Genomic DNA, 16,790 nt, shown 5'->3' on the forward strand with positions numbered 1-16,790 from the left:
CCGCACACGGGGGTTGCGGAGGACGGGCCCGCCCCGGAGGCATCGCCTCCGGGGCGGGTCTCGTTGTCGGCGCCGGCCGCGCCCCGGCCGCCCCGGCCGCCGTGCGCCGCCGGCGCGGACGGGCCGCCGGTCACCCCCGGGGGGAACGGGTGTTCGCTCCGGGGAGAACGGGCGTTATCCACAGGCCCGCCGCGCGGGCGCGCATCGTCGTACGCTGGAGACCCCCCGGCCCGCGGCGCGCGTCAGGCCCGCCGTCCTGCCCACCCCCTGCCCTCGACTTGCCCACCTCCTGACCGTCGACCTGCCCACCCCCTGGACGGAAAGCCCCGAATGAGCCTGCACGGTCTGCTCGACGCCGTAGTCAAGGACGCCGCCCTCGCGGAAGCGATCAGGGCGGCCGCAGACGGCAACCGCATGCACGTCGACATGGTCGGCCCCCCCGCTGCCCGGCCCTTCGCCGTCGCCGCCCTGGCCCGTGAGACGGGCCGCCCGGTGCTGGCGGTCACGGCGACGGGCCGTGAGGCGGAGGACCTGGCCGCGGCCCTGCGCTCCCTCCTCCCGGCCGAGGGGGTCGTGGAGTACCCGTCCTGGGAGACGCTCCCGCACGAGCGGCTCAGCCCCCGCAGCGACACCGTCGGCCGCCGGCTGGCCGTCCTGCGCCGCCTGGCACACCCCCGCCCCGACGACCCCGAGACCGGCCCGGTCTCCGTCGTCGTCGCACCCGTCCGGTCCGTGCTCCAGCCGCAGGTCAAGGGCCTCGGTGACCTGGAACCGGTCTCTCTGAGGACCGGGCAGACCACCGACCTCAACGAGATTGTCGAAGCCCTCGCGGCAGCCGCCTACGCGCGCGTGGAGCTCGTCGAGAAGCGCGGCGAGTTCGCCGTGCGCGGCGGCATCCTCGACGTGTTCCCGCCCACCGAGGAACACCCCCTGCGCGTCGAGTTCTGGGGCGACGACGTAGAGGAGATCCGCTACTTCAAGGTCGCCGACCAGCGCTCCCTCGAAGTCGCCGAGCACGGCCTGTGGGCGCCGCCGTGCCGCGAGCTGCTGCTCACCGAGGACGTCCGCAACCGCGCGCGTGCCCTCGCCGAACAGCACCCCGAGCTCGGTGAACTGCTCGGCAAGATCGCCGAGGGCATCGCGGTCGAGGGCATGGAGTCCCTCGCGCCGGTCCTCGTCGACGACATGGAACTGCTGCTCGACGTGCTGCCCAAGGGCGCCATGGCCGTCGTGTGCGACCCGGAGCGGGTCCGCACACGCGCGTCGGACCTCGTGGCCACCTCGCAGGAGTTCCTCCAGGCCTCCTGGGCGGCCACCGCCGGGGGCGGCGAGGCACCCATCGACGTCGGCGCGGCCTCCCTGTGGTCCATCGCGGACGTCCGGGACCGGGCCCGCGAGCTGGACATGATGTGGTGGTCGGTGTCGCCGTTCGCCGCCGACGAGGAGCTCGAAGGAGACACCCTCAAGCTCGGCATGCACGCCCCGGAGACCTATCGCGGCGACACCGCCAAGGCCCTCGCCGACACCAAGGGCTGGCTCGCCGACGGCTGGCGCACGGTGTTCGTCACCGAGGGACACGGCCCGGCGGCCCGCACGGTCGAGGTGCTGGGCGGCGAGGGCATCGCGGCCCGTCTCGACTCCGACCTCGCCGAGATCTCCCCGTCCGTCGTGCACGTGGCGTGCGGCTCGATCGACCACGGCTTCGTCGACGCGGCCCTCGGACTCGCCGTCCTGACCGAGACGGACCTGTCGGGTCAGAAGGCGTCCGGCCGCGAGGGCGCCCGCATGCCGGCCCGCCGCCGCAAGACCATCGACCCGCTCACCCTGGAGCCGGGCGACTACATCGTCCACGAGCAGCACGGCGTGGGCCGCTACATCGAGATGGTGCAGCGCACCGTCCAGGGCGCCACCCGCGAGTACCTGGTCGTCGAGTACGCCCCCGCCAAGCGCGGCCAGCCCGGCGACCGCCTCTACATCCCCACCGACCAGCTGGAGCAGATCACCAAGTACGTCGGCGGTGAGGCCCCCACCCTGCACCGCCTCGGCGGTGCCGACTGGACGAAGACCAAGGCCCGCGCGAAGAAGGCCGTCAAGGAGATCGCGGCCGACCTCATCAAGCTGTACAGCGCGCGCATGGCCGCCCCCGGGCACGCCTTCGGCGCGGACACCCCCTGGCAGCGCGAACTGGAGGACGCCTTCCCCTACGCGGAAACGCCCGACCAGCTCACCACCATCGCCGAGGTCAAGGAGGACATGGAGAAGACGGTCCCCATGGACCGCCTGATCTGCGGCGACGTCGGCTACGGCAAGACCGAGATCGCGGTCCGCGCCGCCTTCAAGGCCGTCCAGGACGGCAAGCAGGTGGCCGTCCTGGTGCCCACCACGCTGCTGGTGCAGCAGCACTTCGGGACGTTCAGCGAGCGGTACGCGCAGTTCCCGGTCAGTGTGAAGGCCCTGTCCCGCTTCCAGACCGACACCGAGGCCAAGGCGGTCCTGGAGGGTCTGCGCGAGGGCTCGGTCGACATCGTCATCGGCACCCACCGGCTGTTCTCGTCCGAGACGAAGTTCAAGGACCTGGGCCTGGTCATCGTCGACGAGGAGCAGCGCTTCGGCGTCGAGCACAAGGAGCAGCTCAAGAAGCTCCGCGCGAACGTCGACGTGCTGACGATGTCCGCGACCCCGATCCCCAGGACGCTGGAGATGGCGGTCACCGGCATCCGCGAGATGTCGACGATCACCACCCCGCCGGAGGAGCGCCACCCGGTCCTGACCTTCGTCGGCCCCTACGAGGAGAAGCAGATCGGCGCCGCCATCCGCCGTGAGCTGCTGCGCGAGGGCCAGGTCTTCTACATCCACAACCGCGTCGAGTCGATCGACCGCGCGGCGGCCCGGCTGCGCGAGATTGTCCCCGAGGCGCGCATCGCCACCGCCCACGGGCAGATGTCGGAGTCGGCCCTGGAGCAGGTCGTCGTCGACTTCTGGGAGAAAAAGTTCGACGTGCTGGTCTCCACGACGATCGTGGAGTCCGGCATCGACATCTCCAACGCCAACACCCTGATCGTGGAGCGCGGCGACAACTTCGGACTCAGCCAGCTCCACCAGCTGCGCGGCCGGGTGGGCCGTGGCCGTGAGCGCGGCTACGCCTACTTCCTCTACCCGCCGGAGAAGCCGCTGACCGAGACCGCGCACGAGCGGCTCGCGACCATCGCCCAGCACACCGAGATGGGCGCCGGTATGTACGTGGCCATGAAGGACCTGGAGATCCGCGGCGCGGGCAACCTCCTCGGCGGCGAGCAGTCCGGACACATCGCGGGCGTCGGCTTCGACCTGTACGTGCGGATGGTCGGCGAGGCTGTCGCGGACTACCGGCGTCAGCTGGAGACCGGCGAGATCGAGGAGGAGCCGCCGCTCGAGGTCAAGATCGAGCTGCCCGTCGACGCGCATGTCCCGCACGACTACGCGCCGGGCGAGCGGCTCAGGCTCCAGGCGTACCGCGCCATCGCCTCCGCCAACTCGGAGGAGGACATCAAGGCGGTCCGCGAGGAACTCGTCGACCGCTACGGCAAGCTGCCCGAGCCGGTGGAGAACCTGCTGCTCGTCGCGGGCCTGCGCATGTTCGCGCGGGCGTGCGGCGTCGGCGAGATCGTGCTCCAGGGCACCAACATCCGGTTCGCGCCGGTGGAGTTGCGCGAGTCCCAGGAGCTGCGGGTCAAGCGGCTGTACCCGGGGGTCGTCATCAAGCCGGCGGTGCACCAGGTGCTGGTGCCGCGTCCGAAGACCGCGAAGGTGGGCGGCAAGCCGCTGGTCGGGCGGGAACTGCTGGCGTGGGTCGGGGAGTTCCTGACGTCGGTGCTGGGTTCGTGATGCGTCGGGGCCGGGGCGTCGCCGACGCCCCGGCCCCGCTGAGGGCCGGTCAGCCCGCCGGCCGTCCCTGAGCGCCGGTGGCCCGGTGCCGGGTCACCGGCGGGGCGGGTGCGCTGCCGCCGGCCTGACGCAGTGCCGTGGCGAGCCGGTCGCGGACGGCGACCTGCGCGGCGATACGGGCCTCCAGCACCGCCAGACGATCCGCGGCCACCCGCAGCCCCTTCTCGGAGGCGGGCCCGGCCGCGACGTCACCGTCCAGGCACGGCAGGAACACCCGTGCGTCGTCGAGCGTCAGCCCCACGTCGAGCAGCTGCCGGATGTTGCGGACGCGCACGGCCGTACCGGCGTCGTACAGGCGATAGCCGTTCGCGGCCCGCTCGGAGGAGATGAGGCCCGCCTGCTCGTAGTGGCGCAGGGCGCGCGCCGACGTGCCGGTCGCGTCGGCGAGTTCACCGATCCGCATGCGAGGTGCCGCCATGTGCGCCAGTGTCATGTGACGACCGCGCCACCGTCCACCGGAAGGACCACGCCGGTGATGAACGAGGCCTGCGGCGACGCCAGTCGGGCGATCGCCCACGCCACCTCCTCGGGGCGGCCGATCCGGCCGAGCGGCGTGTGGTCGAGCTGCCAGGCGCGGATCGCGGCCCGCTGCTCGGGGGTGTGACCGGCGTGGTCGCCGATGGGTGTGTCGATCGCGCCCGGCGCGACGGCGGCGACCCGGATCCCGAGCGGCGCGAGCTCCACCGCCCAACTGCGGGTGAGCACCTCCAGGGCCGCCTTCCCGGCCGCGTAGAGGGAGTTGCCGGGCCAGCCGCGCTGCCCCACCGACGTCGTCACGTTCACGATGACACCGCGGCTGTCCTCCAGCGCCGGGAGTGCCGCCTGGGTGAGCAGGACGGGGGCGAGGAGGTTCGTCGCGAGCAGGGGCTCGGCGGTGGCACGCGTGTAGGTGCGCAGCGAGCGGGCGTCGACGACGCCGGCGTTGTTCACCAGGACGTCGAGACGGCCGTGCCGGCTGAGTGCGGTACGGACGAGGGTCGCGGGGCCGTCGGCGGCCGTGATGTCGGCGACGAGCGGGCTGATGCGGGACGGGTCGTGTCCGGCGGTCTCGACGAGGGGTGCCTCGCGTCGGCCCACCGCCACGACGTGTGCGCCCTCGTCGGCGAAGGCGTGCGCGGTGGCACGGCCTATGCCGCTGCCGGCGCCGGTGACGAGCACGGTTCGCGGGGCCGCCCGCGCGTTCTGCCGCCTGGTCCTCGGATTCGGGGTTGCCATGCGGTGATCGTCCGACCCTGACACCAGTGTCAAGGTCAAGCGGGCTCGGCACCCGGGCTGCCGCCAACCAGGAAACACACCTGGACCGCCCGCGGCAGACGCGTGTGAAGCCGCCCGCAGAAGACATCCGTGGGTCTCCGCGGACGGCCTCGGAGTCGGAGGCCTACTGCTGTTCGGGTCGTTCCCGGTCGCGGTCCATGCCCAGCGAGCCCTCGACGCGCTGCTGGCCGGAGTCGACCTGGTCCTCGTACTTGCGGCCGGTCCTCTCGTTGATCCGCTCTTCCGCGGTGTCAGAGCCCTGCTTGCCCTTGTTCCGCGCCTGGCTCTTGAACTTGTCGAAGATGCCCATGCAAAGCTCCCTCCGGAGGTGACTCAACATCGACGATACGCGCGAGATGCGAAGAATGCGCATTGAGGCCCGATGTGGTCTGAACCTCTTCCTCGCTACCGTGGGACCGGGCGCGGGCCGCCCGTGCCGGAGCGGAACGGACAGACAGAGGAGGGGCGCAGAGTGACGCGTCTGAGGGGCGGGGCGGCACTGTGTGTCGCGATGGTGTTCACCGGTTCGGCACTGGCCGGCTGCGAGGGTCTGGCCCCGCCCGCGGACGGCGGTGGCTCCTCCGCTTCCGGCGCCCCGGCGGCCGGCGACGGACGCGCGGCGAACCCGCTGGACAACCCGGACGGCACCAAACCGGGACTGGCGGCGATCACCTCCGGCGCGGACAAGGAGCGGGCACGCGCCCTGATCGAGAAGGTGGCGACGAAGGGCCGTGGCCCCAGGACGGGCTACGAAAGGGACAAGTTCGGCTACGCCTGGATGGATTCGGCACCACGAGACGTCCCCTTCTCGCACAACGGCTGCGACTCGCGGAACGACCTCCTGAAGCGAGACGGGGAGGACCTGCGCTTCCGTGCGGGGTCGGACTGCGTGGTCGCCTCGCTGACGCTGCACGACCCGTACACCGGGAGGGTCATCGAGTGGACCAAGTCCCATGCGATCAAGGTCCAGATAGACCACGTCATGCCGTTGTCGTACGACTGGCAGATGGGTGCCTCGCGCTGGACGAAGGACAAGCGGGAATCCATCGCCAACGACCCGCTCAACCTCGTCCCGGTGGACGGGCCGACGAACGGCTCGAAGGGGGACTCCGGCCCGGCGTCCTGGCTGCCCCCGAACAAGCGGATCCGCTGCGCCTACTCGGTGCGTTTCGCCCAGGTGTCGCTGAAGTACGAACTCCCGGTGACCGCGGCCGACAAGGAGATGATGCTGAAGCAGTGCGGCGGGTAGCGCCCCTGCCCGGCGGGCAGTTGACGCCGATCGCCGCACAGCGAGCCGGGTCTTCCCAGGCGGCGGACCGGGGAGCCCGCTCGGATATTCGGTCCCGTGTGTCCGCCGCCCGGGCCTACCGTGATCACATGCAGCCGAAGATATCGAGCCTCGCCGACCGCCCGGACATGCTGGAGCGGGTCGTCGGGATGGCGGACAGCTGGCCGGAGTTCGTGATCCAGGACCTCGTGGGCGCCGCCCACTTCCCGCGGATCGCCGCCGAACTGCCGGAGTACGTCCTGTTCGCCGAGGACGAGCGGGGCGAGGTCGTGGCGAACGCCTACAGCGTGCCGTTCGCCCTCGAAGCCGAACACCGCGGCCGGCTGCCGGCCAACGGCTGGGACAAGGTGCTGGTGTGGGCCTTCTCCGATCTGCGGCGCGGAGTCCGGCCCGACACCGTCAGCGCGATCTCGGTCTCCATCGCCCCGCGGGCACAGGGACGCGGCCTGTCCGGGGTGATGCTCTCGGCCATGCGGGACAACGCCCGGGCCCGCGGCTTCCGCGAGGTCGTCGCCCCGGTCCGCCCCAACGCCAAGCACCTGGAACCGCACACGCCGATGGAGGAGTACGCCCGCCGCGTCCGCCCCGACGGCCTGCCCCAGGACCCGTGGCTGCGCGTCCACGCCCGGGCCGGAGCCGGCATCGACTCGGTGGCCCCGGCGTCCATGACGGTGGCCGCCCCGCTCTCCGACTGGCGCCGCTGGACGGGCCTGCCCTTCGACACCGACGGCGACATCGAGGTGCCGGGCGCTCTGGTGCCGGTGCGCTGCGAGGTGGAGCGCGGGTACGCGGTGTACGTCGAGCCCAACGTGTGGATGCGGCACCCCCTGTAGGCGGCTCCCTGTAGGCGGCACCCGCCTGTCGCGGCGCCCCTGTGGAACGTGACGGGCGGTACGGCCTACGACGGGACGGGGGCGGGCTCTTCACACGAAGTGATCAGCATGACAACGGTTCGGTACAACCCGTGACCGGTTGTCCGTGTCGGGCTATACGCTCGGATTCCCCAACAGGGTCTCCGTCACTCGCACGTCCGTCCCCATCGGCCACACCGGTCCAGGAGCAGTCATGTACGGCCACGGCGCGGCGCCGCCTCCCCGCAGCGCGGCAACGGTCATCTCCCTGCGTGTGCTGTTCGCCGCAGCCGGCTTCCTCACGTGCGGCGTGCTGGCCTGCGTACCACTGTTCCGGGTGGCCGTCCTGCGCGGGCGGGCCCTCGACTGGGTGCTGGCCTGGGTGAGTCTCCCGCTGTCCATCTCGTGCTTCGTCGTGATCGGCACACTGTCCGAGGACGACTACCGGACCGACATCGCGCTGGCCGTGATCCTGCTGCTCGGAGCGGCCGCCGCCGTCCACTTCCTCGTCGTGGACATCGGACACCACGGCGAGCGGCGGAGGTTCGCCGGTTACGCCTCACCCCACGCACCGACCGTCGCACAGAGCCCGTACGGCTATCCGCACCAGGCGCCGCCCTACGCCCCGACGTCCATGCCCGTCCCGCAGCCCCCGGGACCCCACACCCCCGCCCCGCACCACACGCCCCCGGTCGCGGGCCCGATCCAGCCGCCCCCCTCGCCCCAGCGCCCCGCCCCGGCCCGCATCGACCAGGTCCGCGCCGAACTCGACGAGCTCAGCGACTACCTGCGTCGGCACGAGGGCGAAGGCCACCGGGACGGCAACCACGAGGGCGGACGGTGACCGCGGCGGCGGGACGCGTCGTCGCCGGCCGCTACGAACTGTCCGCCGTCCTCGGGCAGGGCGGCATGGGCCAGGTCTGGACGGCGTACGACCAGCGGCTCGACCGGCGCGTGGCGGTGAAGCTGCTGCGCCCCGACAAGGTGGCGGGCCAGGACGCGGAGGAACTGCGGCGCCGTTTCGTGCGCGAGTGCCGGGTGACCGCACAGGTCGACCACCCCGGCCTGGTCACCGTGCACGACGCGGGCAGTGAGGGCGAGGAGCTGTTCCTCGTCATGCAGTACATCGACGGGGCCGACCTCGCCGGCCACCTCGCCGAGCGCACCCCGTACCCCTGGCAGTGGGCGGTCGCGGTCGCCGCGCAGCTGTGCGCCGTGCTGAGCGCCGTCCACGCGGTGCCGATCGTCCACCGCGACCTCAAGCCGCGGAACGTCATGGTGAAGCAGGACGGCACGGTCACCGTCCTCGACCTCGGCGTCGCCTCCGTCATGGACGCGGACACCACCCGCCTCACCCATACCGGCACGCCCATCGGCTCGCCCGCCTACATGGCCCCGGAGCAGGCGATGGGCGGCGCCGTCGGCCCCTACACCGACCTGTACGCGCTCGGTGTCGTCCTGCACGAACTGCTCAGCGGCGACGTGCCCTTCTCCGGCTCCACGGCCCTCGGCGTCCTGCACCGGCACCTGTACGAGCCCCCGCTGCCCGTACGCCGCACCCGGCCCGAAGTCCCCGAGGCCCTGGAGGCCCTCGTCCTGCGCCTCCTGGCCAAGGACCCGCAGCACCGGCCCGCCTCCGCACAGGAGGTCTACGAGCACCTGGAGCTGCTCCTGCCCGCGCGCGGGACACCCACCGGAGCGGCCCTCGATCCCACCCGCCCCTTCCTGCGCCCGCACGCCCCCTGGCCCGACCGTGCGCGCACCCCCGCGCCCCAGCCCACGCCCGCCACCCCCGTCACCGACACACCGGGGCAGACGGGCATCGCCCGCGCCGTCGACGAGGTCAAACGGCTCCTCGGCGAGGGCCGCGTCACCCAGGCCGTCGACATCCTCGGGGCGATCCTGCCCGCCGCCGCGGAACAGCACGGCACGCACTCCCCGGTCGTGCGCACCCTGCGCAAGCAGCACGCGGCGACGCTCCTGGACGACGGCCAGTACCGGCGCGCCCTGCCCGAGCTGCGCCGCCTCGCCGACGAACGCGCCGCCGAGGCCGGCCAGGCCGACCCGCAGGCCCTGCGCCACCGCTACGAAGCCGCCCAATGCCTCGAACAGCTGGGCGAACCCGTCGCGGCGCTCGCCGAGTACCGGGCGGTCCTGCCGTACTACGAGAACCAGTACGTCGCCGCCGGTGGACCCGAGCTCGCGCACGACGTCCGCCGCCGGATCGGGCACCTCCAGCTCGCCCTCGGGGACCGCGGTGCCGCCCACGACACCCTCGCCCGGCTGCTGCACGACGTGGAGCGCACCCATGGCCCCGGGCACCCGCTCGGTGCGGAGATCCGCAGGACACTGCAGTGGCTGAGTCAGGTCCGCGGCTGACGACCGCCCGGGGCGAGGCGCGGCGGTGCCGGAAGTCCCGGTGAATCGTTGGTCGAATGGGTTGGCCAGAGCTTGCCCGATGCCTACCATCGATCATCGCAAGACCTTGTGCACCGTCGCACAATCTCCTCGGGAGGTTCCCTTGCACCGCCGCCGTCGCACCGCGCTCGTCCTCACCGCAGCGATCGCCGCCGCGGCGCCCCTTCTCACGGCCTGCGGCAACGACGCGCATCCCGGCGCGGCAGCCGTGGTGGGAGGCCAGCGGATCACCGTCTCCCAGCTGGACGAGAGGGTCGGCGAGGTTCGCGCGGCCCAGCGGGCGGCCGTGGCGGACGAGGCGCAGTACCAGCAGGCCATCGCCAGGACCGGCACCCTCACCCGCGACACCCTGCACACCATGGTCCTGGACCGGGTGCTGCACCGCGCCGCCGAGAACGCCGGAGTGTCCGTCTCCCGCAAGGAGATCCAGGCGATGCGGTCCGGCCTGGAACAGCAGGCCGGCGGCGCGAAGGCGCTGGAGACGACCTGGCTCCAGCAGTACGGCATCCCGCCGCAGCGCCTCGACGAGAACCTCCGGCTCCAGCTGGAGGCCCAGAAGCTCGCCGAGAAGCTCGGCACGAACACCGACCGTCCCGAGTTCTGGAAGGCCCTCTCCGACGCCTCCAAGGACCTGAACGTCGACCTCAACCCGCGCTACGGCACCTGGGACGTCCAGAAGAGCAGCCGCGCCGACGCCAAGACGCCGTGGGTGCGGGACGTCACGGCGGCACAGACGCAGCAGGGCATGTAGGACGCCCGGCCGCCGGGCTCTGTGGACAACCTGACCTCCTGAGCCTGTGGACAACCCGGGCTCAGAAGGCTGTGGACAACCCGGGCTCGGGACCCTGTGGACAACTTCGGGCGCCGTCGGCGGCGTGGGATAGCTTCGAACCGTGAACGCCAACAGCCCCGAAGTCACCCCGGGCCCCGAGCGGACCGCCCCCGACGCGGCCGCCGCCCCCGGCCGCATCGTCCTGCTCACCACCAGCCACCGCGTCGCCCCCGGTCTGCTCTCCTGGCCCGCCTGGCAGGCCCTGCACGCGGCCGACCGGGTGCTGTGCGCGGACGGCACGCACCCGCAGCTGCCGTATCTGCGCGAGGCGGGGATCACCGTCGACGAGGCGTCCCCGACCGCGCAAGAGCTGGTCGACGCCTGCGCCGGCGGACACACGCTGGTCGTGGTCGCGACCGGCGAGGGTGAACCGGTCCTGACGGACGGCCTGGCCCGCCTCGCCGGCACCGGCCGCATCGCCATGCCCGAGCTGGAGCTGCTGCCCGCCTCCTACGACCTGCCGGGCGCCCGGCTCCTCGACCTCGTCCAGGTCATGGACCGTATCCGCGCCGAATGCCCCTGGTCCTCCCGGCAGACCCACGAGGGCCTGGCCAAGTACGGCATCGAGGAGGCGTACGAACTCGTCGAGGCGATCGAGGAGGGCGACCGCGACGAACTGCGCGAGGAGCTCGGCGACGTCCTCCTCCAGGTCGTCTTCCACGCCCGCATCGCGGAGGAGGGCCGCCCGGAGGACGGTGAGGAGCCCTTCTCCATCGACGACGTGGCCGGTGGCATCGTCGCCAAGCTGATCCACCGCCATCCGCATGTCTTCGGTGACGCGACCGCCACCACCCCCGAGGAGGTCAAGGAGCACTGGCTGCGCACCAAGGCGGTCGAGAAGCAGCGCACCTCGATCACCGAGGGCATCCCCCTCGGCCAGCCCGGTCTGGCCCTCGCCGCCAAGCTGGCCTCCCGCGTCCGCACGGCGGGCCTGGAGATACCGCTCCCACCCGTCGAGGGCATCGGCTACGACCTCCTGGCCCTGGCCGTCCGCGCCGAGTCGGAGGGCGTCGACCCGGAAGCGGCCCTGAGAGCGGCGGCCCGCGCGTACCGGGACACGATCAGGGACGCCGAGGGCTGAGCGGGCCGGGGACGGAGCCCGGGGCTGCCGGTAGCCGGAGGACGGATACGGTCGAGGCGTGACCGACCAGCCCCAGCCCCGCACTCCCACGACCGCTCCCGACCTCTTCACCTGGGAGTTCGCGAGCGACCCCTACCCCGCGTACGCCTGGCTCCGCGAGCACAGCCCCGTCCACAGGACGCGGCTCCCCAGCGGTGTGGAGGCCTGGCTGGTCACGCGGTACGCCGACGCCAAGCAGACGCTCGCCGACCACCGGCTCTCCAAGAACCCCGCGCACCACGACGAACCGGCGCACGCCAAGGGCAAGACCGGGATCCCCGGGGAGCGCAAGGCCGAGCTGATGACCCATCTGCTCAACATCGACCCGCCGGACCACACCCGGCTGCGACGGCTGGTGTCCAAGGCGTTCACCCCCCGCCGGGTCGCCGAGTTCGCGCCGCGGGTGCAGGAGCTCACCGACACCCTCATCGACGGGTTCGCGGACAAGGGGGCCGCCGACCTGATCCACGAGTTCGCGTTCCCGCTCCCCATCTACGCCATCTGTGACCTGCTCGGCGTCCCGCGCGAGGACCAGGACGACTTCCGCGACTGGGCGGGCATGATGATCCGTCACCAGGGCGGCCCCAGGGGAGGCGTCGCGCGGTCCGTGAAGAAGATGCGCGGCTACCTCGCCGACCTCATCCACCGCAAGCGGGAGGCGCTGCCTGCGCAAGCCGCCCCCGGCGAGGACCTCATCTCCGGTCTCATCCGCGCCTCCGACCACGGCGAGCACCTCACCGAGAACGAGGCGGCGGCCATGGCCTTCATCCTGCTGTTCGCCGGTTTCGAGACGACCGTGAACCTGATCGGCAACGGCACCTACGCCCTCCTCACCCACCCCGAGCAGCGCACACGGCTCCAGGCGTCCCTCGCCGCCGGGGAGAGCGGCCTCCTGGAGACCGGCGTCGAGGAGCTCCTCCGCTACGACGGCCCGGTCGAACTCGCCACCTGGCGCTTCGCCACGCAGCCCCTCACCCTCGGCGGGCAGCGCATCGGGGCCGGCGACCCCGTCCTCGTCGTCCTGGCCGCCGCGGACCGGGACCCGGAGCGGTTCGCCGATCCGGACGTGCTGGACCTCTCCCGACGTGACAACCAACACCTCGGGTACGGCCACGGCATCCACTACTGCCTCGGCGCCCCGCTCGCCCGCCTGGAGGGCCAGACCGCGCTCGCCACCCTGCTCACCCGGCTCCCTGACCTCCGGCTCGCCGCGGATCCGGCCGAGCTGCGGTGGCGCGGCGGCCTCATCATGCGAGGGCTGCGCACGCTGCCGGTGGAGTTCGCACCGGCATGACGTGACGAAACATCAGACCTGTGATCTTCACGTGATCTGCGCGGCATGAACTTGTGACAAGTGATCGTCTGCCGATACGTTCACCCATCAACGCGGCGGGGAATCACGCAGCGTTGCTCACTGCTGTCTCGCGAAAGGTCTCCGTATGCTCTCCGGGAACGGTCGGCACCGCCGCCCCCGTCAGGCTCCGGCTCTCCTCGTGGCGGCCGGCGTGACCGGCTCCGCCATCGCGATCCCGCTCCTCGGGGCCTCCGGCGCCAGTGCGGCCGACGGCACGACCTGGGACCGGGTCGCGGACTGCGAGACCGGCGGTGCGTGGAGCCAGAACAGCGGCAACGGCTATTACGGCGGCCTGCAGTTGTCCCAGGAGGACTGGGAGAACCACGGCGGCCTCGACTACGCCGCGAGCGCGGACCTGGCCAGCCGCTCCCAGCAGATAGCCGTGGCCGAGAGAATCCTCGCCGACCAGGGGGTCGGCGCGTGGCGCACCTGCGGACTGCTCTCCGGGCTCGAGCAGGGCAAGGACTCGGACTCCGACGCGTCCGGTTCATCCGATTCGTCCGGCCCGACGGACTCGCCCGGCCTGCTCGACTCGCTCGGGTCGTCGCCTTCGGCAAGTCCGTCCTCGTCCCCGTCGTCGTCCGACTCGCCGTCGGATGAGGAGGATGAAAAGGCTAAGTCGGACAAGTCGCCTGAATCTTCCGACTCCACAGAGCGGGATCAGCGGTCCGGCAGCTCTCCGTCGGCCACCCCCGGGAGTGGCAAGTCCGGTAAGTCGCGGCAGAGTGACGACTCCTCGGAGCTGACCGACACCGGATCCGGCCGTCACCGCGGCCCCAGTGCCGACGAAACCCTCCCGTCCGACAGCGGCCGCGCGGACGAGTCCACGGGCCGTCACGCCTCGCGCGGCGACGCGGGCTCCGACGAGGGCTCTGTCGACCCCGCCCAGGGCGACTACATCGTGGGAGTCGGCGACAGTCTCTGGTCCATCGCCGACTCCCTTGACGTCAGCGGTGGATGGCACGCGCTCTACGACGGCAACGAGAAGGCCGTCGGTACCGACCCGAACCTCATTCACCCCGGTCAGAAGCTCGCGGTGGAGGGCGAAGGGGACGAGAAGTAGCCGTTCGGGCAGTGCGGAAACGAGGGTGGAAGTCACCCCGAAACCGCGCGAGTTCACGTCATGATTAGCGGCTAATGTACCGTTTGGGACCCGTGAGAGATAGATCTCAGAAGCCCTGATCGTCTTTGAAATTCCGTGGATCGCGTGTCTACGGTCGTGACCGCTCGTCACCACGAGCCCCGGCTGCCGCAACGCCGAATCCTGCCAGCGGCCGTACGGGAACAGTCGTCGCGTCAAGCGCCGTAGGCAGGAGCGGGGGACCCAAGGTAGGTGCCCGACCGGACAGTTGTGCCGGAAGGGCTTGGGGTGAAGCCGCGTCCCGGGAGGGGCGCGGCCGGGCAACTCAACCGGCCCGAACCCGACAGCTCACCTCGCAGGCGTCGGTGAGGGGATCCACCATGCTGTTTTCCAGCAAGGGCAAGCACCGCCGTCCGTCCAAGGCCACCCGCGTCGTCGCGCTCGCCGGCGTCACCGGTGCCGCCGTCGCCGCTCCGCTGATGGCGGCCGGCAGCGCCTCCGCCGCCACCGCCTCCGAGTGGGACGCCGTCGCCCAGTGCGAGGCCGGCGGCAACTGGTCCATCAACACCGGCAACGGCTACTACGGCGGTCTGCAGTTCTCCGCCTCCACGTGGGCCGGCTACGGCGGCACCAAGTACGCCGCCACCGCCGACCAGGCCACCAAGGCGCAGCAGATCGAGATCGGCGAGAAGGTCCTCGCGGGCCAGGGCAAGGGTGCCTGGCCGGTCTGCGGCAAGGGCCTGTCGAGCGCCGCCTACACCGGCGGCGGTTCCACGAACGACTCGGGCAGCTCCTCGCAGAGCCAGCAGCAGAGCACCGAGTCCCGCGAGACCCAGCAGCCGGCCTCCCGCTCCGACGAGCGCCCCGCGGCCAAGAAGACCGTCACCACCCCGACCGGCAAGAAGGTCAAGAAGGGCGACGGCGAGTACAAGGTCGTCAAGGGTGACACCCTCAGCTCGATCGCCGCGGACGAGAAGGTCAAGGGCGGCTGGGAGAAGCTCTTCGAGCTGAACAAGGACATCGTCACCGATGCCAACCTGATCTACCCGGGCCAGCAGCTGCACCTGAAGTAACCAGCGGCCCACCGGGCCCGCCAGGGGCCCGGCCCGCCCGGACCCGCCCAGGGTCCACAGGCTCCCCGCCCCGGTGCGTCCTCCCCCGTACGCACCGGGGCGGGGTTCTTTCGGCAACCGGCTTTGTTCCGTTCGGAAACAATTTACTCTCGGTTCTGTCCATGAGGTGGGCGACCCGGTGGCCGATCGCCCGGAGCCGGTTAGGCTCATGTCGCGAGCCACCAAGGCCCGCACCTCGCCGGGTCCGCGCGACCCGCGTCACCGCGTCACATCAAAAGGAGATGCTCGTGCCGTCCATCGACGTCGTCGTAGCCCGGGAAATCCTGGACTCCCGAGGCAACCCCACGGTCGAGGTCGAGGTCGGCCTCGACGACGGCAGCACCGGTCGTGCCGCCGTCCCGTCCGGCGCCTCCACGGGCGCCTTCGAGGCCATCGAGCTCCGCGACGGCGACTCGAACCGCTACCTCGGCAAGGGTGTGGAGAAAGCCGTCCTCGCGGTCATCGAGCAGATCGGCCCGGAGCTGGTCGGCTATGACGCCACCGAGCAGCGCCTGATCGACCAGGCGATGTTCGACCTGGACGCCACCGACAACAAGGGCTCCCTCGGCGCCAACGCCATCCTCGGCGTCTCGCTCGCCGTCGCCCACGCCGCCTCCGAGGCCAGCGACCTGCCGCTGTTCCGCTACCTGGGCGGCCCCAACGCGCACCTGCTGCCGGTGCCGATGATGAACATCCTGAACGGCGGCTCGCACGCCGACTCCAACGTGGACATCCAGGAGTTCATGATCGCCCCGATCGGCGCGGAGTCCTTCTCCGAGGCCCTGCGCTGGGGCGCCGAGGTCTACCACACGCTGAAGAAGGTCCTGAAGAGCAAGGGCCTGGCCACCGGCCTCGGCGACGAGGGCGGCTTCGCCCCGAACCTGGGCTCCAACCGCGAGGCCCTCGACCTCATCCTCGAGGCCGTCAAGGAAGCCGGCTACACGCCCGGCGAGCAGATCGCCCTCGCCCTCGACGTCGCCGCCTCCGAGTTCTACAAGGACGGTGTCTACACCTTCGAGGGCAAGGACCGCTCGGCGGCCGAGATGACCGAGTACTACGCGGAGCTCGTCGACGCGTACCCGCTCGTCTCCATCGAGGACCCGCTGTTCGAGGACGACTGGGAGGGCTGGAAGACCATCACCGCCAAGCTCGGTGACAAGGTCCAGCTCGTCGGCGACGACCTGTTCGTCACCAACCCCGAGCGCCTCGCCCGCGGCATCGAGGAGGGCGCGGCCAACGCGCTCCTGGTCAAGGTCAACCAGATCGGCTCGCTCACCGAGACCCTGGACGCCGTCGAGCTGGCCCAGCGCAACGGCTTCAAGTGCATGATGTCCCACCGCTCCGGCGAGACCGAGGACGTCACCATCGCCGACCTGGCCGTCGCCACCAACTGCGGCCAGATCAAGACCGGCGCCCCGGCCCGCTCCGAGCGCGTCGCCAAGTACAACCAGCTGCTGCGCATCGAGGAGATCCTCGACGACGCCGCGGTCTACGCCGGCCGCAGCGCCTTCCCGCGCTTCAAGGGCTGAACGACCCACCGGGTCAAGCCTTAGCCA

General features: G+C 71.6%; 14 protein-coding genes and 1 riboswitch. Of the genes, 11 read left to right on the plus strand and 3 right to left on the minus strand.

What is annotated here, in order from left to right:
• Window positions 1–330: 330 nt before the first annotated feature.
• Window positions 331–3,864, plus strand: coding sequence for a transcription-repair coupling factor (mfd, locus tag BJ965_RS22875; protein WP_184910375.1), 3,534 nt, complete (start codon window positions 331–333; stop codon window positions 3,862–3,864).
• A gap of 49 nt (window positions 3,865–3,913) precedes the next feature.
• Here mfd and BJ965_RS22880 read toward each other — a convergent pair whose 3' ends face one another.
• The 3 genes from BJ965_RS22880 to BJ965_RS22890 form a co-directional block, all read right to left on the minus strand.
• The gene (locus BJ965_RS22880) at window positions 3,914–4,327 is read right to left on the minus strand and encodes a MerR family transcriptional regulator (protein WP_184917461.1); all 414 of its coding nucleotides are present in this window, start codon (window positions 4,325–4,327) and stop codon (window positions 3,914–3,916) included.
• 26 nt (window positions 4,328–4,353) lie between these two features.
• Window positions 4,354–5,139, minus strand: coding sequence for an SDR family NAD(P)-dependent oxidoreductase (locus BJ965_RS22885; RefSeq protein ID WP_184910376.1), 786 nt, complete (start codon window positions 5,137–5,139; stop codon window positions 4,354–4,356).
• 163 nt (window positions 5,140–5,302) lie between these two features.
• Window positions 5,303–5,488, minus strand: a complete 186-nt coding sequence (locus BJ965_RS22890; RefSeq protein ID WP_030844835.1) for an antitoxin — start codon at window positions 5,486–5,488, stop codon at window positions 5,303–5,305.
• Between the two features lie 162 nt (window positions 5,489–5,650).
• Between BJ965_RS22890 and BJ965_RS22895 the strand changes: the two genes are divergently transcribed.
• From BJ965_RS22895 to eno, 10 genes are all read left to right on the plus strand, one after another.
• Window positions 5,651–6,427 (plus strand): HNH endonuclease family protein, encoded by a 777-nt coding sequence (locus BJ965_RS22895; protein WP_313666989.1) that lies wholly within the window; start codon window positions 5,651–5,653, stop codon window positions 6,425–6,427.
• 128 nt (window positions 6,428–6,555) lie between these two features.
• Window positions 6,556–7,299: a GNAT family N-acetyltransferase gene (locus BJ965_RS22900; RefSeq protein WP_030844831.1), complete on the plus strand. Its 744-nt coding sequence runs from the start codon at window positions 6,556–6,558 to the stop codon at window positions 7,297–7,299.
• Between the two features lie 232 nt (window positions 7,300–7,531).
• On the plus strand, window positions 7,532–8,161 hold the full coding sequence (locus BJ965_RS22905) for a hypothetical protein (protein WP_184910377.1): 630 nt from the start codon (window positions 7,532–7,534) through the stop codon (window positions 8,159–8,161).
• 38 nt (window positions 8,162–8,199) lie between these two features.
• The gene (locus BJ965_RS22910; RefSeq protein WP_221514065.1) at window positions 8,200–9,696 is read left to right on the plus strand and encodes a serine/threonine-protein kinase; all 1,497 of its coding nucleotides are present in this window, start codon (window positions 8,200–8,202) and stop codon (window positions 9,694–9,696) included.
• 142 nt (window positions 9,697–9,838) lie between these two features.
• Entirely contained in the window at window positions 9,839–10,486 is a 648-nt protein-coding gene (locus BJ965_RS22915) for a SurA N-terminal domain-containing protein (RefSeq protein ID WP_030844825.1), read from the plus strand.
• Window positions 10,487–10,628: 142 nt separating this feature from the next.
• Window positions 10,629–11,648, plus strand: a complete 1,020-nt coding sequence (locus BJ965_RS22920; protein ID WP_184910379.1) for a nucleoside triphosphate pyrophosphohydrolase — start codon at window positions 10,629–10,631, stop codon at window positions 11,646–11,648.
• Window positions 11,649–11,706: 58 nt separating this feature from the next.
• Complete coding sequence (locus BJ965_RS22925; protein ID WP_184910380.1) at window positions 11,707–12,981, plus strand: cytochrome P450 family protein; 1,275 nt, start codon at window positions 11,707–11,709, stop codon at window positions 12,979–12,981.
• A gap of 145 nt (window positions 12,982–13,126) precedes the next feature.
• A complete protein-coding gene (locus BJ965_RS22930) occupies window positions 13,127–14,104 on the plus strand; it encodes a LysM peptidoglycan-binding domain-containing protein (protein WP_184910381.1) in 978 nt (325 codons plus the stop codon).
• Window positions 14,105–14,332: 228 nt separating this feature from the next.
• A riboswitch (cyclic di-AMP (ydaO/yuaA leader) is annotated at window positions 14,333–14,499 on the plus strand.
• A 3-nt stretch (window positions 14,500–14,502) separates the two neighbouring features.
• Window positions 14,503–15,195 (plus strand): LysM peptidoglycan-binding domain-containing protein, encoded by a 693-nt coding sequence (locus BJ965_RS22935; protein WP_184910382.1) that lies wholly within the window; start codon window positions 14,503–14,505, stop codon window positions 15,193–15,195.
• Between the two features lie 287 nt (window positions 15,196–15,482).
• Window positions 15,483–16,763, plus strand: a complete 1,281-nt coding sequence (eno, locus tag BJ965_RS22940) for a phosphopyruvate hydratase (protein ID WP_184910383.1) — start codon at window positions 15,483–15,485, stop codon at window positions 16,761–16,763.
• Window positions 16,764–16,790 lie beyond the last annotated feature (27 nt).

The sequence above is a fragment of the Streptomyces luteogriseus genome, assembly GCF_014205055.1.
GTDB classification, from domain to species: domain Bacteria; phylum Actinomycetota; class Actinomycetes; order Streptomycetales; family Streptomycetaceae; genus Streptomyces; species Streptomyces luteogriseus.